Annotated in this window: 23 protein-coding genes; 12 read left to right on the forward strand and 11 right to left on the reverse strand. The window is 63.7% G+C overall.

Annotated elements, in window-relative coordinates; all coding sequences use genetic code 11:
• Positions 1 to 47 precede the first annotated feature (47 nt).
• The 7 genes from NKH43_RS10175 to NKH43_RS10205 all read right to left on the reverse strand — a co-directional run bounded on the left by NKH43_RS10175 (position 48) and on the right by NKH43_RS10205 (position 8,036).
• On the reverse strand, positions 48 to 593 hold the full coding sequence (locus NKH43_RS10175; RefSeq protein ID WP_352857933.1) for a gluconokinase: 546 nt from the start codon (positions 591 to 593) through the stop codon (positions 48 to 50).
• Positions 594 to 598: 5 nt separating this feature from the next.
• Positions 599 to 1,585: an ABC transporter permease gene (locus NKH43_RS10180; protein WP_352857935.1), complete on the reverse strand. Its 987-nt coding sequence runs from the start codon at positions 1,583 to 1,585 to the stop codon at positions 599 to 601.
• Positions 1,582 to 2,562, reverse strand: coding sequence for an ABC transporter permease (locus NKH43_RS10185; RefSeq protein WP_352857937.1), 981 nt, complete (start codon positions 2,560 to 2,562; stop codon positions 1,582 to 1,584). Before NKH43_RS10185 ends, NKH43_RS10180 begins: the two co-directional genes overlap by 4 nt.
• Complete coding sequence (locus tag NKH43_RS10190; RefSeq protein ID WP_023721233.1) at positions 2,559 to 4,100, reverse strand: sugar ABC transporter ATP-binding protein; 1,542 nt, start codon at positions 4,098 to 4,100, stop codon at positions 2,559 to 2,561. The genes NKH43_RS10185 and NKH43_RS10190 overlap by 4 nt, the downstream gene beginning before the upstream one ends.
• Positions 4,101 to 4,180: 80 nt before the next feature.
• Positions 4,181 to 5,305 carry a sugar ABC transporter substrate-binding protein gene (locus NKH43_RS10195; RefSeq protein WP_352589840.1) on the reverse strand — a complete coding sequence of 375 codons (1,125 nt, stop codon included), beginning with the start codon at positions 5,303 to 5,305 and terminating at the stop codon, positions 4,181 to 4,183.
• A gap of 301 nt (positions 5,306 to 5,606) precedes the next feature.
• Positions 5,607 to 6,635 carry an HTH-type transcriptional regulator GntR gene (gntR, locus tag NKH43_RS10200; protein ID WP_352857940.1) on the reverse strand — a complete coding sequence of 343 codons (1,029 nt, stop codon included), beginning with the start codon at positions 6,633 to 6,635 and terminating at the stop codon, positions 5,607 to 5,609.
• A 168-nt stretch (positions 6,636 to 6,803) separates the two neighbouring features.
• Positions 6,804 to 8,036, reverse strand: a complete 1,233-nt coding sequence (locus tag NKH43_RS10205) for an MFS transporter (protein WP_352857943.1) — start codon at positions 8,034 to 8,036, stop codon at positions 6,804 to 6,806.
• Positions 8,037 to 8,212: 176 nt separating this feature from the next.
• Between NKH43_RS10205 and NKH43_RS10210 the strand changes: the two genes are divergently transcribed.
• The 4 genes from NKH43_RS10210 to mocR all read left to right on the forward strand — a co-directional run bounded on the left by NKH43_RS10210 (position 8,213) and on the right by mocR (position 11,409).
• Positions 8,213 to 8,500, forward strand: coding sequence for a DUF3175 domain-containing protein (locus NKH43_RS10210; protein ID WP_023721237.1), 288 nt, complete (start codon positions 8,213 to 8,215; stop codon positions 8,498 to 8,500).
• Positions 8,501 to 8,618: 118 nt separating this feature from the next.
• The gene (gene iolE / locus NKH43_RS10215) at positions 8,619 to 9,530 is read left to right on the forward strand and encodes a myo-inosose-2 dehydratase (protein WP_352857946.1); all 912 of its coding nucleotides are present in this window, start codon (positions 8,619 to 8,621) and stop codon (positions 9,528 to 9,530) included.
• 201 nt (positions 9,531 to 9,731) lie between these two features.
• Positions 9,732 to 9,938: a LacI family DNA-binding transcriptional regulator gene (locus tag NKH43_RS10220; RefSeq protein WP_023721239.1), complete on the forward strand. Its 207-nt coding sequence runs from the start codon at positions 9,732 to 9,734 to the stop codon at positions 9,936 to 9,938.
• Positions 9,939 to 9,942: 4 nt separating this feature from the next.
• Positions 9,943 to 11,409 (forward strand): rhizopine catabolism transcriptional regulator MocR, encoded by a 1,467-nt coding sequence (gene mocR / locus NKH43_RS10225; RefSeq protein ID WP_352857949.1) that lies wholly within the window; start codon positions 9,943 to 9,945, stop codon positions 11,407 to 11,409.
• Between the two features lie 166 nt (positions 11,410 to 11,575).
• Here mocR and NKH43_RS10230 read toward each other — a convergent pair whose 3' ends face one another.
• A complete protein-coding gene (locus NKH43_RS10230) occupies positions 11,576 to 12,019 on the reverse strand; it encodes an SRPBCC family protein (RefSeq protein WP_352481566.1) in 444 nt (147 codons plus the stop codon).
• 170 nt (positions 12,020 to 12,189) lie between these two features.
• Positions 12,190 to 13,434 carry a DegT/DnrJ/EryC1/StrS family aminotransferase gene (locus NKH43_RS10235; protein WP_023721241.1) on the reverse strand — a complete coding sequence of 415 codons (1,245 nt, stop codon included), beginning with the start codon at positions 13,432 to 13,434 and terminating at the stop codon, positions 12,190 to 12,192.
• A 363-nt stretch (positions 13,435 to 13,797) separates the two neighbouring features.
• Between NKH43_RS10235 and NKH43_RS10240 the strand changes: the two genes are divergently transcribed.
• From NKH43_RS10240 to NKH43_RS10260, 5 genes are all read left to right on the forward strand, one after another.
• Positions 13,798 to 14,772 carry a polysaccharide deacetylase family protein gene (locus NKH43_RS10240; RefSeq protein ID WP_352857952.1) on the forward strand — a complete coding sequence of 325 codons (975 nt, stop codon included), beginning with the start codon at positions 13,798 to 13,800 and terminating at the stop codon, positions 14,770 to 14,772.
• Positions 14,773 to 14,839: 67 nt separating this feature from the next.
• Positions 14,840 to 15,808 carry a rhizopine catabolism ABC transporter substrate-binding protein gene (locus NKH43_RS10245; RefSeq protein ID WP_023721243.1) on the forward strand — a complete coding sequence of 323 codons (969 nt, stop codon included), beginning with the start codon at positions 14,840 to 14,842 and terminating at the stop codon, positions 15,806 to 15,808.
• Between the two features lie 148 nt (positions 15,809 to 15,956).
• A complete protein-coding gene (locus NKH43_RS10250) occupies positions 15,957 to 17,072 on the forward strand; it encodes an ABC transporter permease (protein ID WP_352547088.1) in 1,116 nt (371 codons plus the stop codon).
• 32 nt (positions 17,073 to 17,104) lie between these two features.
• A complete protein-coding gene (locus NKH43_RS10255; RefSeq protein WP_352858090.1) occupies positions 17,105 to 17,917 on the forward strand; it encodes an ATP-binding cassette domain-containing protein in 813 nt (270 codons plus the stop codon).
• A 31-nt stretch (positions 17,918 to 17,948) separates the two neighbouring features.
• Positions 17,949 to 19,055 carry a Gfo/Idh/MocA family protein gene (locus NKH43_RS10260; RefSeq protein WP_352857955.1) on the forward strand — a complete coding sequence of 369 codons (1,107 nt, stop codon included), beginning with the start codon at positions 17,949 to 17,951 and terminating at the stop codon, positions 19,053 to 19,055.
• 27 nt (positions 19,056 to 19,082) lie between these two features.
• On the opposite strand, the gene NKH43_RS10265 is transcribed toward NKH43_RS10260, so the two are convergent.
• Together NKH43_RS10265 and NKH43_RS10270 are read right to left on the reverse strand one after the other, a co-directional pair.
• Positions 19,083 to 19,856 (reverse strand): FadR/GntR family transcriptional regulator, encoded by a 774-nt coding sequence (locus NKH43_RS10265; RefSeq protein ID WP_023721247.1) that lies wholly within the window; start codon positions 19,854 to 19,856, stop codon positions 19,083 to 19,085.
• Positions 19,857 to 19,886: 30 nt separating this feature from the next.
• Entirely contained in the window at positions 19,887 to 20,888 is a 1,002-nt protein-coding gene (locus NKH43_RS10270) for a LysR family transcriptional regulator (RefSeq protein WP_352857957.1), read from the reverse strand.
• A gap of 110 nt (positions 20,889 to 20,998) precedes the next feature.
• On the opposite strand from NKH43_RS10270, the gene NKH43_RS10275 reads away from it, so the two are divergent.
• From NKH43_RS10275 to NKH43_RS10285, 3 genes are all read left to right on the forward strand, one after another.
• On the forward strand, positions 20,999 to 21,613 hold the full coding sequence (locus NKH43_RS10275; protein WP_352857960.1) for a nitroreductase family protein: 615 nt from the start codon (positions 20,999 to 21,001) through the stop codon (positions 21,611 to 21,613).
• Complete coding sequence (locus tag NKH43_RS10280) at positions 21,610 to 22,467, forward strand: EamA family transporter (RefSeq protein ID WP_352857962.1); 858 nt, start codon at positions 21,610 to 21,612, stop codon at positions 22,465 to 22,467. The genes NKH43_RS10275 and NKH43_RS10280 overlap by 4 nt, the downstream gene beginning before the upstream one ends.
• A gap of 169 nt (positions 22,468 to 22,636) precedes the next feature.
• Entirely contained in the window at positions 22,637 to 23,125 is a 489-nt protein-coding gene (locus NKH43_RS10285; RefSeq protein WP_352857965.1) for a nucleoside deaminase, read from the forward strand.
• The last annotated feature ends 80 nt before the right edge of the window (positions 23,126 to 23,205 follow it).

The following is a 23,205-nucleotide window of genomic DNA, read 5'->3' on the forward strand; positions in this document are numbered from 1 at the left end:
GGATGACAGCCAATCTCCAAAGTTGCAGGACTGAACGAGGCGCTAAACTAGCGTGCCAGCAAGCTCAAGGCAGTCGCGACGATGTCGGCGACCGGATGCGTGCCATCCAAGGTTATTGCCGCCTCGTCCGTCGCTGGCGCCTCCAGCGTGGCGAACTGGCTGTCGACCAGGCTTGCCGGCATGAAGTGGCCCTTGCGATTGCCGACGCGCCGCATCGCCGTTGCCGGGTCGATCTCCAAATAGACGAAAACGATATCCGGGCAAAAGCCGCGCAGGCGATCGCGATAGCTGCGCTTCAGCGCCGAGCAGGCAGCGACCACACCTTGCCCGCTTGCGATCGACGCGGCCATGCGCTGGCCGATCGCGTCGAGCCAGCCCTCGCGCAGCGCGTCGGTAAGCGGTTGTCCGCTCGCCATGCGCGCGACGTTTTCGGGCGGATGCAGCCTGTCGCCTTCGATAAAGAGGGCGCCCAATGCTGCTGCAAGCGCGTCGCCGACGACCGACTTGCCGCATCCGGCAACGCCCATCACCACGATGGCGGGTATCGTTCGAACAGTGCTCGCCGGCTTATATGACACGTCGTTCCCGGTCATGCAGGTCAGCGGCTTGCCGGCGCGCGGCCATAGAGCAGCAGCATAGCGACGATGACGACGCCGTAGATGATCTGCCGCCCCGCCTCCGGCATCTGCATGACGGAAAGGATGGATTGCAGGAGCGTGATCAGGATCACGCCGGCGACGGTACCGAGATACGAGCCCCGTCCGCCGAGGATCGAGGTGCCGCCGAGCACCACGGCAGCGATCGACGGCAGCAGATAGGCATCGCCCATCGACTGCGCCGCCTTGGAGGCATAGCCGGCCAACAGCACGCCGCCGAAGGCCGAGAGCCCGCCCGAAACCGCAAAGGCGATCATCACCACGCGCCGCGTGTCGATGCCGGAAAGATAGGCGGCACGCTCACGGTTGCCGATGCCGTAGACGGTGCGGCCGAAGCCGGTGCGGGTCAGCACGAACACCATTGCGGCGCCGATCAGCGCCCAGATGAGAACTGCGTTGGGCACGCCAGGAACGGCAAAGCCGGTCGCCAGATAGCGCATCGCACCGGTTGCTGAATCCTGCGGCGAGAAACCGCCCGTATAGACCACCATCAGCCCCTGCGCGACGGCGTTGGTGGCGAGCGTGATGATCATCGAGGGAATGCGCAGATAGGCGACGCCAATGCCGTTGACGATGCCGATCAGGACTCCGCAGAAGATGCCGAACGGAATGGCAAACGCCACGCCGACCGGGCCGTATGCGGCTGCGGCACAAGCCATCATGGCGCCGACCGCCACCGACCATGGCACCGACAGGTCGATCTGGCCGAGCAGGATGACCAGCATCATGCCGGTGGCGATGACGCCGAGAAACGACGCCACCTTGAGCTGCTGCAGCAGGTATTCAGGCGACAGGAAGCTGCGCGAATAGAGGCTGCCGAGAAACAGCAGCAGCACGATGCAAGCGAACGCCGTCAGCACCGCCGGGTCGGCGCGGCGAAGGAATTTCGGCATGCGGCCGGCGAGACCACTCACAGTCGTTTCGCTCACAGGAACCACTCCAGCCGGTTGCGGACCCGAAACAGGGCAAAGGCGCCGAGGCTGACCGCGATCAGCAGGATGACACCCTGGAACAGAGGCTGCCAGAGCGGATCGAAATCGAAGACGAACAGCAGGTCGCCGATGGTGCGGAAGGCAAGCGCGCCGAAGATCGCGCCGATGGCGCTGCCCTTGCCGCCGAACAGCGACACGCCGCCAAGCACGACCGCGGCGATCGAAAACAGCGTATAGGCGTTGCCGCTCGCATAGGCCGCATCGCCGGTATAGGTGAAGAACGTCAGGAACAGCCCGCCGATCGCGGCAAGCAGCCCGGCAAGCGCATAGGCGGCGAACTTTCCACGCCGGATCGGCACGCCGGACATGTAGGCCGCCATCTCCGAGGAGCCGGCTGCATAAGCGGCGCGGCCGAGCACCGACCGGCTGAACGGCACCCAGACGACAAGCACGACCGCCACCAGCGCCACCAGGCTCGCCGGCACAATACCAAACAGGCGCCCGGTCAGCGCGTCGGCGAGCCCCTCATTGACCGAGCCGCCCGGAAATGGCCGCAGCAGCAGCGCGATGCCGAAATAGACCGCGCCGGTGGCGATGGTGGCGACGATCGGCTGCAGGCGCCCATAGATAACGATGGCGCCGTTGATTGCCCCGCACAGCAGCCCGGTGCCGAGCACGGCGATGGCGCCGAAGGCGGTTTCGATGCCGGTGCCGACGACCAGCCACGACGCCAGGCAGTTGGTCAGCGTGAAGATCATGCCGACGGAGAGGTCGATGCCGGCGGTGATCACCACCAGCGTCTGCGCCATGGCGACGAAGGCGAGCAGCACGCCCTTGTTCGAAGCCGTCTGTACGACGTTGGCGGTGAAGCCCGCCGGATGGTTCGAGGTGTAGATGACGAACATGACGACGAAGATGCCGAACGCCAGCAGCGTTCCGCGCTGTTCGGCAAGCCAGTAGCGCCAATCCTTCACGCGTCCGCTCCTTGCTTTGGCATCTCTTCGTGAATGTTGAGCGCGCTGGCGATCAGCGCCCGCTCGGTGATTTCGGCGCCGACCAGTTCACGCTTCACCGCCCCGTCATAGAGCACCAGCACCCGGTCGCAGCAGCCGATCAGCTCGTCATAGTCGGTCGAATAGAACAGGATTGCCGCGCCGCCGTCGGCAAGCTTGCGCATCAATTGGTAAAGCTCCTGCTTGGTCCCGACATCGATGCCGCGTGTCGGATCGTTGAGCAGGATGATGCGCGGCTGCCGCATCAGCCATTTGGCGATGACGACCTTCTGCTGGTTGCCGCCGGACAGCGCGCCGACGGGGATGTCGAGGCCGGCCGTCTTGATCGCCAGAAGACCGACCATGTCGTCGATCAGCCGCTGCTCGGCGGCGCGATCGATGATGCCGGCCCTGGACAGCCGGTCAAGGGCGGCGAAGGAGAGGTTTTCGCGCACCGTCATCGGCAGCATCAAGCCTTCGGTCTTGCGATCCTCCGGGATCAGCGCCATGCCGATCCGGTCATCGCGCGCGGCGGCCGGGCTGGCGATCGCCACCGGCCTGCCGTCGATCAGGATTTGGCCCGACAGGCCGCGCAGCACACCGAAGAAGGCGAGCAGCAATTCGCGCTGGCCCTGGCCGTCGAGGCCGCCAAGCCCTACCACCTCGCCCGCCCCGACCGACAGCGAGACATCGTGCAGCCGATCAGTCCATGACAGGCTGCGCGCCTCGAGAACCGGCGTGGCTGCAGCAGCCGCCCGCGCGGGCTTGGGCGGAAAGATGTGGCTGTATTCGCGCCCGATCATCAGTTCGACGACCTCATTGTCGCTCTTGGTGCCGGCCGCATAGCTGGCGACATTGCGGCCATTGCGGAACACCGTGCACTGGTCGGCCAGCTCGGCGATCTCGTTCATGCGGTGCGATATGTAGAGCAGCGCCAGCCCTTCCGAACGCAACCGCTTCAACACGGCAAAAACCCTGGCGACGTCAGCGGCGGTCAGAGCCGAGGTCGCCTCGTCGAGGATCAGGATGCGTGGCTTGCGCGCCAGTGCCTTGGCGATCTCGACCATCTGCCTTCTTGAAAGAGGAAGATCCTTGACCAGCGCCAGTGGATGGATATCGGAGGCGCCGGCGCGAGCCAGGGCTTCTTCCGCAACGCGGCGCTGTGCCTTGCGGTCGATCATGCCGAAACGCTTGGGCGGATCGGAAATGGCGATGTTGTCAGCCACGCTGAGTTCGGGGACGAGCGACAGTTCCTGGAAGATGCACACGATGCCGGCCTGGTTGGCGGCGGCCGGCGAAGCGAAGGTCACTTCGCTTCCGTCCAGCATCATGCGGCCTTCGTCGGGCGCGACGACCCCCGCCATGACCTTGATCAGCGTCGATTTGCCGGCGCCGTTCTCGCCGAGAATGGCGTGGATGCTGCCTGGAGTGACCGACAGCTCGGCCTTTTCCAGCGCCCGCACGCCGCCATAGCGCTTGGATATGCCTTCCATGCGGAAGAGCGGAACCGCACCGTCCATCGGCCCTCCCCAGGCGCTTGGCAATCAGGATGTCGAGCGCCGACGCCGCGGGATTTCCCGCGGCGTCGGGCTGTTGGAGCTTACTGGTTTTCCTTGCTCTGGCCCATGATTTCCTGCGCCGTGAAATTGATGCCGCAGGTCGGGAAGGAATTGCCGACGAAGAAATTGTCGGACTGGTCGGGGAAGTAATCCTGGCCTGCCTTGAAGTTCGGATCCTCGACGATCGCCAGCGGCAGCTTGACCGCTTGCGGCACGACCTGGCCTTCAAGTGCCGCGATCGCTGTCTTGATGGCAACCGCAACCTGGGCCGGGCCGGTACCGGCCGACGAGCATTTCAGGCCGTCAGCGGCGAACTTGGCGCAGAATTTGCGGAAGCCATTCTCCGTCTCGCCGCCGAACGGCACGAACGGATGCTTGGCATCGATCATCGCCTGCACGATGCCGGTATCGCCGCCCTGCCCGGTAACGCCGTCGAAGGGACCATTGGTGGCAATGGCGTCGGCCGAAGCCTTTTGCGCAACGCCGTCATCCCATTTGCCGACGACCTCGGTGACATCCCACTTCTTGCCGGACGCGTCGAGAACCTCGTGGATGCCGTTGTGACGGTCGGTGTCGACGGACGTGCCGGCGACGCCGCGCACTTCCAGCACCTTGCCGCCGTTCGGCACGTGCTTGACCAGCCAGTTGCCCCACAATTCGCCAAGGCCTTTCTGGTCGACATTGACGTTGATGGCATCCTTGGTGTCGAGGATGTTGTCGAAAGCGACCAGCACGACGCCGGCTTCCTTGGCCCGCTTGATGACAGGGCCGAATGCGGTCGGATTCTGAGCGTTGACGACAATCGCGTCATAGCCGGAATCGATGAAATTGTTGATTGCCGAAATCTGGGCCGGCACGTCTTCGCCGGTCGAGACCACCTTGAATTCCTTGAGCTTGGCTGCGACCTCCGGCTGCGCTGCATAGGCCTTCGCCGTCTGCACCATCTGGATGCGCCACGTGTTGGCGATGTAGCCGTTGGCCAGAGCGATGCGGTATGGGCCGTCTTTTTTGGGGAACTTGAAGAACTGCGTATCGGCCGACCAGGGTGCGAAGCACTCAGGCTCGGCCGATGGCCCCTTGACGATTTCAGGCTCGGCGATCGCCGACGAGCTCAGCATGACAAAAGCAGTGGCGGCAACGATACCGCCAACGAGTGACTTGATCATCGATATTCCTCCCAGTTGCAGTTTGTTTGTTGTTACGTCGATGAATTTGCGCGTTCCCGGCCCGGCACCTCCCGCCATGCCCGTTGCGCGTTCAGGTGACCGAATGCCGACCCGATTTCCTCCTTTATTGCCCGGCTAATCCCGTAAAAAACTATCATATTATACATAATAAACAAGCATGAGCTGTCGCTTATGTATAATAAACAGATTCCACTCTTCGAGGCGAAATCCCGCCTATGAAAAGTGGTAGCGCTACCATGACGTTATGTAAAGCGCCATTTACATTGCGTTGAAGCTCGCTTCAGCGCGCCGTGCTTTCACGTCGCTTGAGTTCGAAGCCGAGGTCGACGACCCGCTGCTCCGGCCTGTTGCCCTCGATAGCCGCAAGCGCCATAGCGACAGCCCGTCGGCCGATCTCGTAGCGATAGGTCCGAACGCTGGTCACCGACGGGAAAGCAACCTCCATCATGTCCAGATCGTTGAAGCCGACGATGCCGATCGTCTTCGGCACGGCGATCGAAGCGCGATGGCATTCGAACAGCACGCCAAGCGCGATATCGTCATTGTTGCAGAATACCGCGTCGAGGCTCGGCACCTTGGCCAGCGCGTCGCGGAACAATTCGCGGCCGAGTGTCACGCTGGAGGGCACCGGCGTCGTGGTCGTGAGCCTCGGATCGAACAGGCCGGCCGCCTCCATCGCCGCGCGATAGCCGGCAAGCCGCCGCTGCGAACGCGGATCCATGCGCGCGCCGATGAAGCCGATCCGGCGATAGCCCGCCTCGATCAGATGTTCCGCCGCCGCCTTGCCGCCCTCGAAATGTGAGAAACCGACCATCATGTCGACCGGATCGAGCCCGGTCTCCATCACCTGCACCACCGGACAGCCTGCCGTTTCCAGCAGTTTTCGCGAGGCTGGCGTCTGGTCGATGCCGGCCACGATCAGCGCGGCCGGGCGTTGCGGGCCAAACACCTGCAGCAGCCGCTCTTCCTCGAGGCCGGAATAGTGGGTGTTGCCGAGCTGGATGCGGAAAGGGCCGTCCGACAGGCTGTCGTAGATGCCGCGCACCACTTCGGCAAAGACGTTGTTGGTAAGCGACGGTACCAGGACGCCAAACACCTCGGCGCGCGCCGAAGCCAGCGCCCGCGCGTTCGGGTCGGGCACATAGCCGAGCTCGTTCACCGCAGACTCGATCTGGCGGCGCAGATCTTCCGAGACACGCCCCGGCTCACGCAAGGCGCGCGATACGGTAATGGCGCCGACGCCGGCCTTGCGGGCGACGTCGGCGATGGTCGGGCGGCCGCCGCCGCGGCGCGAGCGCGGCTTGATCACTATACTCGTCCCGACGCCGGGCAACCGCCCAGACGCGATCGTGAGACGATGTTCAGGGTCTTTGCCACTGCTGCCTTGCCAACCCGTTGCCACACCTTGCCTGGCGTCGCGCAGCCTTCGGCTATTGTCAAGCGACGGCCGGAGAGACTGTGCCCGTATCGCCGTGCTTCAGGCCGTCACAGCAGCGCTGCGGCGGGCCTTCCACAGCAGCAGCGCCATGGCCAAAATGTTCAGCAGGTTCCAGGCAATGCCGTTGAGGAACGCGGCGGCATACGAACCGGTCAAATCGTAGATCCAGCCCGACATCCAGCCGCCGATAGCCATGCCGAAGATGGTCGCCATCATAACGATGCCGACGCGCTGGCCAGCCTCTTTGGCAGGCATATATTCGCGCACGATGATCGCATAACAGGGCACGATGCCGCCCTGCGACAGGCCGAAGACCAGCGAGACGACATAAAGCGAGGCCAGCCCGTCGAACGGGATATAGAACAACAGCGACAGGCATTGCAGCACCGAACCGATCAGCAGGGTTTTCACGCCGCCGATGCGATCGGCAAGGAAACCCGAGCCAAGCCGGCTGACGACGCCGGCCGCCAGCATGATCGACAGCATATCGGCGCCATGTGCCACGCCGTAGCCGAGATCCATGCAATAGGCGACGATATGGACTTGCGGCATCGACATCGCCACGCAGCAGCCGAGCCCGGCGACGATGAGCAGCGCCTGCAAGGCCGCCGGCGACAGCGAGATCGGCTGGACCACGCGGCTGCCCGGCGATCCGGGAACCGGCTGGGGCGGTGCGCCGCGCCGGAGCAGCAGGATCAGCGGCACCATGGTGACCAGGCAGACGACACCGATCGCGGCATAGGTGAAGCGCCAGCCTTCGGTCTGCATGACATAGGGCATCGCCGTCGGCCAGATCGCTCCGGCGAGATAGTTGCCGGACGCGGCAGCCGTCACCGCAACGCCGCGGCGCCGGTTGAACCAGTGCGAGATGTCGGCAATCAGCGGCCCGAAGATCGCCGACGAGCCGACGCCGATCAACAGGCCCTGGACGAGGGTGAACTGCAGGATCGAACTGGTCAGCGACGCCAGCAGGAAGCCGGCGCCAAGTGTAATCGCGGCAATTAGCGCCGGGACCCAATACCCGATGCGGTCGATGGCGCGGCCGAACAGCACATTGCCGGCGGCAAAGCCGACCATGGTCGCGGTGTAGGGCATCGAGGCAGCGGCGCGATCGACGCCGAATTCTGCCTGCACGGCAGGCAGCACCACGACCACCGCCCACATGCCGACCCCGCCTATGGTTGCCAGCAGCATCGAGACGCCGAGCCGTATCCAGGCATAGGCGCTGTCGATGCCGGAACTTGCTGCCTGGTTTGAGACGATGGGGGTCAAGAACGTTTCCTGTCCGCAGTTCTTAAATCGGCGGTTCTGACCACTATCAGCGCATTCGCATCGCGGAGCAGCGCCACGGCAGGCCAATCCGTGGCTCCAGGGATTCGGGCCGAAGTGGAACAGTGGCGCACCATAGGGCGTTTTCTTTTCGAACGAGCTTGTGGAAGGAGTTTGCCATGACCGCGCAACGGAAATGGTCTGCCGACGTCACCGAGCATAGCGACGCGCTGGATCTCGAGGAGCACATCTTCGAATCCCACGATCCGAGGAAGATCGCCGCCTCGCTGAAGCGCTCGGCCGAGCACAGCGACCGGCGCAAGGCGGGGCCGTTTCAATCCGCCATGTCGATGCTGAATTTCTACATCAACCGCGCCGGCAAGAACCTGCCGGCGGCGCAGAAGAAAGTGCTGGAGGACGCAAAGGACGAACTGCGCGTCCTTTTTGGCCGCCCAAAGGAAGACTAGAATCGGTCACTATTGATTGGTTCTGCCAAATCAGGCTGAACTGGACCTAGTGACAGGGCCTCTTTGTCGCCAGTCTGCAGGCTGGCTTGCATTCGCAAGCCTGCAAAAGCCTGGCGTCATGACGGTCAAGATCGGCATCAATCCCATTACCTGGAGCAATGACGACGTCCCGGCGCTTGGCGGCGACACGCCGCTGCAGACCTGCCTGTCCGAAACCGCACAGGCCGGTTATCGCGGCACCGAGCTCGGCGGGAAATTTCCGCGCCAGGCTGAGGTGCTTGGGCCGCTCCTGTCCTCCTATGGCCTGGAACTCGTCTCCGGCTGGTATGATGGCCGCATCCTCGACCGCACGGTCGAAGAGGAATTCGCGGCGATTACCCCGCATCTGGCGTTGCTGCGCGACCTCGGCGCCAAGATCGTCGTCTACGCCGACACCTCGCGCGGTCGCCATGACGGCATTTTCGCACCGATCTCCGAGCGTCCGCGCCTCGGCGACGGCGACTGGCGGGCCTATGGCGAGAAACTGACCGCCCTCGCCACCCGCATGGCCGCATTCGGGGTCGGCATGGCCTTCCACCACCACATGGGCACCATCGTCGAGACGGACGATGAAGTCGACAGGCTGATGGCGGCGACGGGGCACAGCGTCGGACTGTTGTTCGATACCGGCCACTGCCTGTTTTCGGGCGGCGACCCGCAATCGCTGTTGCAGCGGCATCTCGATCGTATCGTGCATTTCCATTGCAAGGATGTTCGCAGGGCGGTCCTGGAAAAGGCACGCCGCGAGGACATGAGCTTCATGGCGGCGGTAGTGGACGGCATTTTTACCGTGCCCGGCGATGGCTCGGTCGATTTCCTGTCATTGCTGAAACCCCTCGCCGCGCGCGGCTATGAGGGTTGGATCGTTGTCGAGGCCGAGCAGGATCCGGCCAAGGCGCATCCGCTGACCTATGCCAGCAAGGGCTATTTCTCGCTGCTCGCCACCGCCCGCGAGGCCGGCTTCGAAGTGGCGACGCGGCAGGCAAACTGACCGGCCCGCATTTGCGAGCCGGGGGAACACAATGGGCGCGCGCCTCGATGGGGTTAGCGACGCGAATGCGCCCGGCGATCCGCGCCGCCTTGCTCCCTGCGCGGCGCGGATCGCAGAATCCCGGCTCTGGATTTCAAAACCCGACGTTCGAGCTTGAGGCCGGCCGGAAGCCGTGCCTTGATGCAACCGAGGAGGAGCGACATGGCTTTCGAAGCTGCGCTTGGCATGGAACGGCTTTGCACCATCCGGGAGATTGCCGAAAAGGCGGAACTTGGCGCCGCCACCGTTCATCGCGCGCTGAAGAACAGCCGCGAGGTCCACCCCGAAACCAGGCGACTGGTGCTTGATACCGTCTGTCGGCTCAACGAGGAAAAGATCGCCCGCGCCGCCCGGTTCGTCGGGGGATAGTGCCTTGGCCGACCACATGCGCCTTTCCCTCGACATCATGTCGGTCGACCGCGCTTCGGAAGAACCGATGCATCGTCAGATCTACGGCGCCTTGCGACGCTTCATCCTTGACGGCCAAATCCCGCAGAACACGCTGCTGCCGTCGACGCGCTCGCTGGCCGAAGACCTCAAGGTCGGGCGCAACACGGTCATCGCCGCCTATGACCAGCTCCTTGCCGAAGGTTTTATCGAGGCGCGCGCCGGATCGGGCACCTGGGTAGCGCCGATCCAGCAGAACCGCCCGTTGGCATCTCTGCTCGCCGGACTGGCAGCGCCGCAAAAACTGTCGCGGCGCGGCCAGACCATCGTCAACGGCCCGCAACCGCCGCGTAATGCCGGCGTCATCAATTTCCATCCCGGCGTGCCTGAAACGGCGTCGTTTCCGTTCACCATCTGGTCAAGCCTTCTGGTGCGCAATGCACGCAGCCGCGACGAGAGCCTGCTCGGTTATCTCTCCTTTGCCGGCCACCCCGGCCTGCGTCAGGCCATTGCCTCGACCATCGGCCTGTCGCGCGGCATCAGCTGCACCGCCGACCAGGTGATCATCGTCACCGGTGCGCAGGCAGCGCTCGATCTCGTCTCGCGCGTGCTGATGGACGAAGGCGACCATGTCTGGATGGAGGAGCCCGGCTATCTCGGCGCCAAGAGCGCCTTTCTCGCCAGCGGCGCCAGGCTGGCACCGTTGAAGGTCGACCGGCGTGGCTGGCATCTTGCCGATCCGGAGCTGCCGCCGCCGCGGCTGATCTATGTGACGCCATCCTGCCAATGGCCGTTCGGCACCATCATGCGCATCGAGGAGCGATTGCAGTTGCTCGACATCGCCGAACGCAACGGCGCCTGGATCGTCGAGGATGACTATGACGGCGAATACCGGTTCCGCGGCCGGCCGGTGCCGGCGCTGCGCGGGCTCGATCATGCCGACCGCGTCGTCTATATCGGCAGCTTCGGCAAGACGCTGATCCCGGCGCTGCGCATCGGCTATCTGATCGTGCCGCGCGAACTGTCGGTGCCGTTCGACCGGGCGGTGAGCATCACCGGCCAGTTCGCGCCGCTGATCCTGCAGGCAACGGTCAACGATTTCATCACGCAGGGCTATTTCGCCACGCACCTCAAACGCATGCGCCGGCTCTACGCGCGCCGGCAGGCGAACTTCGTCAAGCTGTGCCAGGAGCATCTGGCGGAATGGCTGACCGTCACGGAAAACGATTCCGGCATGCAGCTGCTGGCGAGCTTCGTCAGGCCCTACAAGGACAGCGACGTGGTCGCCGCCGCCGTCAAGGAGGGGCTCGACGTCCAGGGCATCTCGATCAACTACCATTCCACAGAACCCGAGCACGGCCTGCTGCTCGGCTATGCGGCAATGGACGAACGCCAGATCCTGCGCGCGGTGCTGGCGCTGCGCGCCGCGTTCCTAAGGTTGGACAGAAGCTAGAGCCAGGCTTCCCCAATCCGGGCTTTCCGGCGCCGGCGCATGTTGCCTGGCAAGATCGGGAATCCCTAGGATCCCGGCTAGCGACGCCGATGCAGCCAAGGCAGCGCCCGCTTCGCTCTCTTGGCGCGAAGAGATCGCCCCCACGGATCAGCCGCGCGCGCTTACCCTACTGCTTGATCTCGGGTTCGACGAGTTTCGCCAGATTTCGCAGCGACTCCTGCCAGCCGAGATAGCAGGCCTCAACCGGGATGGCATCTGGAATACCGGCCTGCGTGATATTCACTTCGGTGCCGACCGACACTTTCTTCAATGTCACGGTCACCTCGATCTCGCCGGGCAGGTTGGGGTCGTCGAACCGGTCGGTGTAGCGCAGCTGCTCATTGGGCACGAGCTCGACATATTCGCCCCCGAACGAGTGGCTGTCGCCGGTGGTGAAGTTGCGGAAGGACATTTTGAACGTACCGCCGACTTTCGCCTCGAAGTGATGAACCGTGCAGGTGAAGCCGTTCGGCGGCAGCCATTTCGCAAGTGCATCCGCTTCGAGGAACGCGCGGTAGACTTTCTCCGGGCTGGTTGTCAGAACGCGGTGCAGACGTACGGTGCCGGGCATATCGTTAATCCTCCGTGGTTGGTGATCGATGCCCCTAGGACGAGCGGGAGCCCGGCCTATCCGACACGGGCCTGCGGATTTTTTGACGCCCGGTTATGCCGGCCGGAATCCTCGCCCGGCCGCCGGACAAGGAACTCGGCCGCAGGGTAGCAAACCGCGTCGGAACTGGTCTAGTTCACACTGTCGAACTTCTGCAGATCAACCGGTGCCGCTTTGCGCAATTCGACATCATCCAGCGAAGCATTTTCCAGCGCCACCCGCGCCGCCGCGTCGATGTTGTGGATCATGTCCTGAATATCGGTATCGTCATGCGCCGGGTTCATGGCGATCATCACCGTGCGATTGAGGATGTCGAGCGAGCGCTTGCCGAGGTCGTCGGCGTAATCCAGCCGCAGGCCCTGGTTCTCGGGCAATGCATAAGGATTGAGCGCCGGATGATGCGCCCCTTCATGCATCAGCACCTGGTCCCACTGGGTGAAATTGTGACGGCCGGTCTTGCCGGCAACGACGCTCGGAATGGTCTTCGAAAAAGTCTGCGCCGCCTGCTCGCTCGGCAGTAGGTACATCACCTGTGCGGCGCAATCGTCGTCCGGGCTGTTCATCGGCGACGGTGTCAGACCGAGATTGCCGAGATGGCGGGTGCCGGCCAGCACCATCTTCTTCTCGGCGCGCATCGCCTCGATGATGCCGTCCAGTCGATCGAGTTGGACGTTGAGCATCGCCCCCATCAGTTCGGAAGCACGCGCGCCGATGCCGGCGAAGGGTTTGATGCTGTCGCTTCTGCCCTGCCAGTAGAAATGGCAAGGGTCGATGGCGCAGCGCGCCCGCTCCGCCACTTTCGGGTCGCTGGTGGCAATGCCGCCGCCCTCGCCCGAGGTCATGTTCTTGAAGTAGTTGAAGGAATAGGCGCCGGCATGGCCGATCGAGCCGAGCTTGCGGCCCTCATAGCCGCCGCCGATGCCTTGGCAGACATCCTCGAGCACCAGCAAGCCGCGCTTGGCAGCAATGTCCATGATCGCATTCATGTTGCAGGCCGCGCCCCACATATGCACCGGGATGACCGCCCTGGTGCGCGGCCCTATGGCATCGCGCAAGGCGACGGGATCGATGGTCAGGCTCTCGTCGATGTCGACGATGACGGGAATGGCCCCGACCGACAGCACCGCGGTCGCTGTCGCCATATAGGTGTGCGCGGGCACCAGGACCTCGTCCCCCGGACCGATGCCGAGCCCGATCAGGCCGGCCGCGAGCCCATAGGTGCCGCTGGCGGCCAGTGCGAAATGCTCGACGCCAAGATGCTGCGCATAGCGGGCCTCGAAGCGGTCGCATTCGCTGTCCTTGCCGTAACGAAACAGCGCGCCCGAGCGGATCACCCTGGCAATGGCTTCGATTTCCTCTTCGCCGGCGGTGTACATGACAGGCCTCCAAGTTACTTGGTAGTTGGGTCACTTGGTAATGTGGGTCGCTTGATGGTGTGGACAGCTGTAGGCTTGTGGGCACAGTTTGGAAGAACCACTCCGCCGCTATTCGACCAAGCCATCTGCGCCCGGAAGACGGTTCCTATGAGTGGTTTTGAACCCTGATTGGGGAAATCGGCAGCTAAGTGTCTCAGCCGGCAGGCAAATCGTACCCATCCGAATTCGCCAAAGTGGCCCTGTCGGAAAGCCAGCTTTCGGCGTTCCATTCCGGCCAGTTGGGCAAACGGTTGGTTCCATGAAATACGGGACACACTTTGGAAGACCCTCGAGACCGGCGCGCCGGCGGAAAGGCCGACATTCGTGAACGCCGCCGGCTCAAGCAAACGGATCGTGCTCCACGAGGACGATGTCGGCATGTGCCACGGCGCCAACAGCGCCTTTCTCGAATTGAACGGGCTAGGTGTCTGCAGTTCCGGCGCGGTGATGGTGCCGTGCCCGTGGTTCCTCGAAATGGCCGAAAGCGCCGCAGCCAACCCTGGCCTTGACCTTGGCGTCCACCTGACGCTGAACAGCGAGAAACAGCACTACAAATGGCGGCCGCTGACCGCGCCGTCGCGGGCGGCCGGCCTGACCGACGAGTTCGGCTTCTTATGGCCCGACGTGGCGACCACGCGCCGCAAGGCGGTGCCGCAGGCGGTCGAGGCCGAGCTTCGCGCCCAGATCGACACCGCCTATCGCGCCGGCATCGACGTCACCCACCTCGACGCGCATATGGGCGCAGCATTGTCGCCCGAATTTTGCGACATCTACATCAAGCTCGGGCTCGAATATCAGCTGCCCGTGCTGCTGACCAAGACCCTGTCCGCTTATTCCCCCAACGACAATCTGGTCGGCGTCACCGAGGAGGCGTTCCAGCGCGGCGTGGCGCTGGCCTGCGCCGGCGGCTTTGCCATTTTCGACGCCGCCATCCAGACGACCTGGGGCCGGCCGCGCTCCAGGCCGATCGAGCCCGTTTACAAAGCGCTCATCGAGGGTGTGCGCGAGGGCCTGACTTTCTTTTGCCTGCATTGCAACGCGCCCGGTGAACTCGAGCTGATCGAGCCGCGCTCCGCCTATATCCGCACCGAAGAGTACGAGCTGTTCCGCGACCAGGGCTTTCGCGACTGGCTCGCCGCACAGCCGATCGATGTCATCGGCATGAAGCCGTTGCGCGAGGAGCTTCGCGCAGCACTCTCGGCCGGGCGATCGTCAACATCAGCCCGCGGCAACAACGCGGGCGAACAGCGATTGACGTCGGCAAAGGCCCGCAAAGCGGCCACCCGATCCGCGACGTGAGCCGATCGTCGCGGCCGGAAAACGGCGCCAGAGGGATTGGAACTGCAACGACAAATGGGAGAATAAGATGAAAACTCTTCTGAAAGCGGCATTGGGCGCCTTCGTCACGGCGGGCCTGATGACAGGCATTGCATATGCCGCGGGCCTCAAGGATCCGAAGGACGTCCACATCACGTTCGTCGTGCATGGGTCGGCGTCCGATCCCTATTGGTCGGTGGTCAAGCGCGGCGTCGATGACGCGGCCGCCCTCACCGGCGCCAAGGTCGAATATTACGCGCCGCAGGTCTTCGACGTGGTCGAGCAGGCCCGGCTTCTGGACGCCGCCATCGCCACCAAGCCGGACGGCATCGCGGTCTCCATCGCCGACGCCAATGCACTCGGCAAATCCGTCAAATCCGGGCTTGCCGCCAATATTCCGATGGTGGTTCTGGATTCCGGCGAGAAGGAAGGCGCCGAGCTCGGCACCACGCTCTATGTCGGCACCGTTTCCGAATATGATTCCGGCAAGAAGGCCGGCGAGCGGCTGGCCAAGGAAGGCACGCTCAAGGTCGTCTGCATCAACCACGAGGTCGGCAATGTCAGCCTCGACCAGCGCTGCCAGGGCCTCAATGACGGGCTGAAGCCATCCGGCGGCGGCACCGAGGTTCTGGCCGTGGCGCCCGATCCGGCCGACATCCAGCGCCGCACCGAAGCCTATCTGTCGGCGCATCCCGACACCCAAGCCGTCTTTGCGCTTGGTGCCACCGCCGCCAATCCGCTGATCCCGATGTTCCGCGACAAGGAACTGTTCGGCAAGCTCAAGCTCTACACTTTCGACATCAGCCCGGAGGTCCTCGACTCTGTCGTCGCCGGCGAAATGGGCTTCGGGATGGATGCCCAGCAATATCTGATGGGCTATCTGCCGGTGATCTATCTGGTCGAGCAGGCGACGCACGGCTTCTGGCCGCAGAACAACGCCTATACCGGGCCGCTGTTCATCGACTCGCCCGAAAAAGCCAAGGCGATCCTGGCCCTCGCCAAAGAGGGCATCCGCTAGGCCAGCACTCCGACGGAACGGGAGAATGCGCCAGGCGCTCTCCCGATCCGTTCGAAGATTGCGAATTGAGCGATTGGAGAGCCTAATGGCGGTCGTGGAAGACAAGGCGATACCTCCGGGCGAACTGAAGGCGACCGACCGCTTCGGCATGACGTCGAAGCGGGCCGCCGGCGCCGACGAGCGGCTGGCCAGCACCGGCAAGCTGACCCAGTGGCTGCGCCGGCCGGAAGCCGGTGCTGCCGGCGGGCTGCTTGCGACGATCATCATCTTTGCGCTGCTGCCGGGCGCGGCGAACCTCTATTCGCTGCAGGGGTCGATGACCTTCCTGACGCTGTCGGCGGAGCTCGGCATCGTCGCCACGGCAGCAGCACTTCTCATCATCGCCGGCGAGTTCGACCTTTCGGTTGGCTCCATGGTCGGCTTTGCCGGTGTCGTCATCGGGCTAACTGTGAAGTACTGGGGCCTGCCGCTATGGGGCGGCATCGCCTGTGCCTTCGCCGTTGCCATCCTCACCGGCTATCTCAACGGCCTGATCGTGGTGAAGACGCGCCTGCCCTCCTTCATCGTCACGCTCGCCACGCTCTATATCCTGCGCGGACTGTCGATCGGCATCACCCGCGCCGTCACCGGCCGCACCCAAATTCCCTACATCCTCGAAGGCGTACCGGACCCGGCGACGGCCGGCATTTTCAACGGCCATCTGCTCACCGGCCTGTTCCACTGGATGGGCGCGCAAGGCTGGATCGGCACCCGCAGCGACGGCATTCCCTTCGTCGCCGGCATTCCGATGTCGATCGTCTGGTGGCTTGGCCTGACGGCGCTGGCCGGCTACGTGCTCACCCAGACGAAATACGGCAACTGGATCTTCGCCACCGGTGGCGACCTGATCGCAGCCCGCAACGTCGGCGTGCCGGTCGATCGCGTCAAGATCAGCCTGTTCGTCTACACCGCTTGCGCGGCGACGCTGCTTGCCACCATCCAGGTGATGGAGGCGGGCTCCGCCGACACCACGCGCGGCCTGCTCAAGGAGTTCGAGGCGATCATCGCCGCCGTCATCGGCGGCGTGCTGCTCACCGGCGGCTACGGCACAGTCTATGGTGTGCTGTTCGGTGCGCTGATCTTCGGGCTGGTGCAGATGGGCATCTTCTACACCGGCATCGACACCGACTGGTTCAAGGTCTTCCTCGGCATCGTCATCCTGATGGCCGTGCTGGTCAACAACTACATCAGGCTGAAGGCGCTCGGCCGCGGAGGTGGCAAATGACCGAGCCGGCCCAAATGACCGAACCGGCCCAAATGACCGAACCGGCAATGGAACTGCGCGGCGTCAGCGTCAATTTCGGCTCGGTGCGCGCCCTCCAGGACATCGGCATCAAGGTCTATCCGGGCGAGGTCCACTGCCTGCTCGGCGACAACGGCGCCGGCAAGTCGACGCTGATCAAGGTTCTGTCCGGCGTCTACCGGCCGAGCAAAGGCGAAATCCTGGTCGACGGCAAGACGGTCACCTTCCGCAGCCCGCGCGACGCGCAGGAGCTCGGCGTGGCAACGGTGTTCCAGGACCTCGGCATGATCTCGCTGATGTCGATCACCCGCAACTTCTTCCTCGGCCGCGAACCGACCAAAAGCAGCCTGCCCTTCTCGCGCATCGACAAGGAGCGCGCCAACACTATCGCCAGGCAGGCAATGGCCGATATCGGCATCGATGTGCGCGACCCGACGCAAGCCGTCGGCACGCTGTCGGGCGGCGAGCGCCAGTCGGTGGCGATCGCCCGCGCCGTGCATTTTGGCGCGCGCGTGCTGATCCTTGACGAGCCGACCTCGGCACTCGGCGTCCACCAGGCGGCGATGGTGCTGAAGTTCATCATCGAAGCACGCATGCGGGGCCTGGCCGTGATCTTCATCAGCCACAACATCCACCATGCCTATCCGGTCGGCGACACCTTCACGCTGCTCAACCGCGGCCGCAATCGCGGTACCTACGCCAAATCGGACATCTCGCGCGACGAGGTCATCTCGATCATGTCGGGTGGCGAGGATCTGAAGGCGGTCGAGGCGGAGATTGCCGGCCTGCTCGCCCAGATCGGCAACCGGCCGCCTGCGGCGGCTTGAGCTGACAATCGGACATCGCGGGGATGATGGCATGAGCAGGTTACGCGTCGGGGTCGTCGGCGCCGGCATGATCTCGCAGGTCGAGCATATTCCCAATCTGCTGCGCCTCGGTGAATTGTTCGAGCTGGTCGGCGTCGCCGACCCCTCCAGGATTTCACGGCAGTTCGTCACTGACACCCATGGCATCGCCAATTTCGAAACGATCGACCAGCTCTTCGACCAGCGCCTCGACGCGGTAGTGATCGGCTCGCCGGACCCATTGCATCACGAACAGGTGCTGGCGGCGCTGGCGCGCGGCCTGCATGTCTTTTGCGAAAAGCCGCTCTGCTATTCCCTGGCGGAAATCGCCGAGATCGTCGCCGCGCGCGATGCCGCCAGGAAAATCATGCAAGTCGGCTACATGAAGCGCTTCGATCCGAGCTACCGGCTGGCGCTCGCTTCGCTGCCGGGGACATCGAGCACGCTGCGCTCGGTCTCGGTGGAAGTGAACGATCCCGACGCCTGGCCGTTCATCGCCCACCTGCCCTACAGGCGCGGCACCGATATCCCGAAGGACATGGTCGCCGCTGTCGCCGCCAAGCAGAAGCGCCAGGTCGAACAAGCCATTGGCGTGCCTTTCACTGATCTCGCTTTCCGTGGATTTACCGGCGCTTACAGCTCGGCCTTGATTCACGATGTCAATGCCGTTCACGGCCTGCTCGATGCGCTCGGCGTGCCGGACGGCGAGATCGTCGGCGCGCAGATCTTTGCCAATGGCGACGGCGGCCAGGGCGCCGTCAAGCTGCTGGACGGACAGGCGCTGTGGACCATGATCCATCTTACCGTACCTAAGCTCGCCGACTACAAGGAGCGGATCACGCTGTTCTTCGACGATGCCAGCCTGGAGCTCGAATTCCCCTCGCCCTGGCTCAACCATCATCCGACCCGGCTGACGGTGACGACCTCGCACGGTCACACGCTGTCGAAGAAAGATTTGCGCGCCGGCTACGCGGAAGCCTTCGTCGAGGAGATGCGTGGCTTCTGGGCGGCGATCGTCAATGGCGACCCCATCGTCAACCCGCCCGAACACGCCGCCCGCGATCAGGCCTTGCTGCTCGGGCTGACCCGGCGGCATCTCGCGACCGGACCGTTCGACTGAGCACTCAAACCGGGAGCCGAACGGCGGCTATCTGGACTTGATGACGCCGTCGGTATTGGCCAGCAGCTTGCGCACTGCATTGCGTGCCGCGTCCGGCCGCTGCAGGCGGATGCTCTTCTCGATTGCCTCATGCAGCCTCTGCGCATGCTGCAAATCGTCGAGTTCCCGGGTCGTAAAAGCGAACAGATGATCGAACGCCGATTCGATCAGCACGCCGAGCGGCACCAGCAGATCGTTGCCCGAGGCGCGCAGGATGGCGAGATGAAACCGCGTGTCGGCGCGCGTCCGCTCCTGCAGGTTGGTCGCCTCGCCCATCTCGCGGCAGGCCTGGCTGATCTCGGCCATCTGCTCGTCGGTGCGCCGCATGGCGGCAAAGGCGCTGGCCTCCGGCTCGATGATGTGGCGGAATTCCTGCACCGTCCTGAGGAACACCTCGCGGTCCGGCGAGGTCGCGTACCAGGCCAGCACATCGCGATCGAGCAGGTTCCAGCGCTCCTTCGGCTCGACCCAGCTGCCGATTTTGGGACGTGACGACAAAAGGCTCTTCGCCATCAGCATCTTGATGGCTTCGCGCACCGCCGAGCGGCTGACGTCGAAGGTCTCGGACCATTTGGCTTCGTTGGGCAGGATGGTTCCCGGCGGATAGTCGCCGCGCACGATCCTCAGCCCGATTTCGTTGGCCAGCGACGCATGCACGCTCGACCCCGGCATGCGCGCCGCATCGGCGCGGCGAATACCGCTCGTGCGTTCGGCGAACGCCTCGGCCGCTGTCTTTCCCTTATTCGGCTTCGCGTCCTGCATGGCTCCACAAAGTCCGGATTTGGAGGCGTGTCAAGGAGATGAAATCGCCGGCAATATCTCGGTTTGATTTTCCGTATCCGTCGCCTCGCCGACACCGCGCTTTGCCGGGCGTTCACGCCGGGGAGGCACGAACGGCTTCTCTTTGTCCCGACTGAATTCCTCGATCAGGAAATCAAGGAAGACGCGGATTTTCGGGGCAAGATGCTGCCGTGCCGGATAGACCGCGTAGAGTGTGGTTTCGACCTTGTCCCAGTCATCCAGAGCCGATTGCAGCCGCCCTGCTTTCAGGTCGCTTTCGACATAGGGATAGGGGATCAGGCTGACGCCGAAGCCGGCACGCAACGCATCGCGCACGGCAAGGCTTGACGAGACCGTGTATCTTCCGTCGATGGCGATCCGCTCGCTGCGGCCGTCCTTGCGGAATTCCCATATGTCCGCATGCCCCGAGAGGCTGAACCGGATGCAATTGGCCGCCTTCAAATCGGCAGGCGTCTTGGGCCGGCCATGCTCCTCGAAATAAGACGGAGCTGCGCAAAGCACGTGCGGCATGACCGCAAGCTTTCGGGCGACCAGGCTGGAATCCTCGAGATTGTCGCTGCCCCGAATGGCAAGGTCAAATCCCTCCCGCACGATATCGACGCGCCTGTCGTCAAGGTGCAGATCGAGCTTCAAATCGGGATAGCGCGATAGAAACTCGGGAATGGCAGCCGAAAGCCGTGTCAACGTGACAGTCATCGGCGCGCTGACCCGCAACGTGCCGCTCGGCGCCGTCTTGATCGGACCGAGGACCTGGTCGGCCCTGGCCAGCGCATCGAGCCCATGCGTGACATGCTCCAGATAGATCCTGCCTTCTTCGGTCAGGGCCATCCGCCGCGTCGTCCGGTTGATGAGCCGCACCCCCAGATGCGCCTCCAGCTCGGCGATGTTCTTGCTGATCGCGGGAGGCGAGAGACCGAGCCGCCGTCCGGCTTCGGCAAAGCTGTTCAGTTCCGCCACATGACGGAAAACCTGCAACGCAGTCAGGCGATCCACTGCACCATTCTCTCCCAGTAAACAATGTCTTTCAATTGTCACATATTATCGTCTGTTGGTAAATTCCATATCTGCTTCCCGAACAACTTTCTCAATTTCGGAATGATATGATGACCAACCCCACAATCTCCCTTATCGAGCGACGCATGTCGGCCAATCGGTTCGATGCCTCGTACGCATTGACGGATGCCGAGGTCGAGGAACTGGCACGTCTCGCAACCCGCGCGCCAACCGCCTACAACCTTCAGAACTGGCGGTTCATCGCCGTGCGGACGCCGGAAGCAAAGGCGCGGTTGCGCAGCGTGGCCCATGGCCAGGCCAAGATGCAGGAAGCAGCGGTCACCTTCATCGTCTGCGGCGTATTGCCCGACCACGCTGCCCTCACAGCAAGGCTGCATCCTTTCGTGCAAGCCGGCTTCATGCCGGCGGATATGGCTTCGGGCTGGCAGGAAAGCGCCCGCGCACAATATGCCGATCCTCGGGCAGCCCGCGACGAAGCGGTGCGCTCGGCAACGCTTGGCGCTGCAACGCTGATTTTTGCAGCCGAAGCGCTGGGGCTCGTCGCTGGTCCGATGGGAGGCTTCGATGCCGAAGGCGTGGCCCGCGAGTTTAGCCTTGGACTGAATGAAGTGCCGGTGATGCTCATCGCGGTCGGCCGCGCCGCGCCCGGCAACTGGCCGCAAAAGCCGCGCCGCCCTCTTGCCGAAGTACTGGAAATCTTATGAAAACGCGCCGTTCCGATCTGTTGCTTACGGCCATTGCACCGGCAATATGGGGCAGCACCTATATCGTCACCACCGAGTTCCTGCCGAACTTTTCGCCGATGACGGTCGCAATGCTGCGTGCCCTGCCCGCCGGATTGCTGCTGCTGGCGATCGTTCGGCAACTGCCGACGGGCATCTGGTGGCTGCGCAGTTTCGTGCTCGGAGCCCTCAACATCTCGATCTTCCTGAGCATGTTGTTTGTCGCCGCCTACCGGCTTCCGGGCGGGGTCGCCGCGACGGTGCTGTCGGTCCAGCCGTTGATCGTGATTTTCCTTGCCGCTGCCCTGCTTGCCAGCCCTGTCCGACCGTTAGCGATCGTCGCTGCCCTTGTCGGGATCGCCGGTGTTGCATTGCTGGTGCTGACCCCGAACGCGACGCTCGATGCGGTCGGCGTTGCCGCCGGCCTCGCCGGGGCGGCCTCCATGGCCTTCGGAAGCGTATTGGCCCGTAGGTGGCAACCGCCAGTATCGCTGCTTACCTTTACGGCATGGCAGCTGACTGCCGGTGGTCTGCTTCTCGTTCCGGTGACGCTGCTTTTCGAGCCTTCCATCCCGCTCCCGACCGGCACCAACCTGCTTGGACTGGCGTGGCTCGGCCTGATCGGCGCGGCGCTGACCTATGTCCTCTGGTTCCGGGGCATTGCGCGACTGGAATCCGCAGTGGTGTCGTCGCTGCTTTTCCTCAGCCCGGTGACCGCCGTGCTGCTTGGATGGGTATTCCTGGATCAGACGCTGACCTTGCCTCAGATCGCCGGCGTCATTTTCGTCATCGACAGCATCTGGCTGGCTCAACGCCCGAATCGCAACGAGTCCTGATGCATGTCGCGCAAAAGTGTGCAGCGGTTTTGCGATACGACATGCATCAAAACAAGAACCTGAAGCGCGTAGCATGAGGCCGGTCGAACGCGACGCGTTTTAGGCCGCCGACTTGTGTCGGCGGATTGTTCGGCACTATGGTCCAGCGGCATAGCCGGAGGATCCGCCGATGCCACAACGCCCCTATGATGGGCGCCTGCTCCGTCAGGCGTTCGAAGTCGCGCGCAAGGCCCGCGATGCCGGCGAACATCCCTTTGGTTCGCTCCTCGCTGACAAGGACGGCAATGTTTTGCGCGAGCAGCCCAACGCTTACAAAGCCGGCGGGGGCGACCGCACCGCTCATGCCGAAAGGCTGCTGGCCTCATGGGCAGGGATGAATTTCAGTCTCGAAAAGCTGGCCTCTTGCACACTCTACACTTCGGCCGAACCTTGCGCGATGTGCTCCGGCACAATCTATTGGGCGGGCATCGGACGGGTCGTCTTTGGCCAGAGCGAACATGACCTCAAGGCGTCGACAGGCGCACATGTCGAAAACCCCACACTCGACCTGCCCTGCAGGATCGTCTTCGAAGCTGGGCAGCGTCCGACCGAAGTCGTCGGCCCGCTGCTTGCCGATGAAGCGGCGCAACTCCAGGCCGAATTCTGGAAAGACAAGTAGCTCGAGTTTGCCGCGCGCGGCAAACACGTGAGCCTGGCCTCATGACCAGCAAGTCGGGGCTGGCCCAGTGCCGGTTCCGC

This window comes from Mesorhizobium sp. M1163 (assembly GCF_040318415.1).
Taxonomy (GTDB): Bacteria; Pseudomonadota; Alphaproteobacteria; order Rhizobiales; family Rhizobiaceae; genus Mesorhizobium.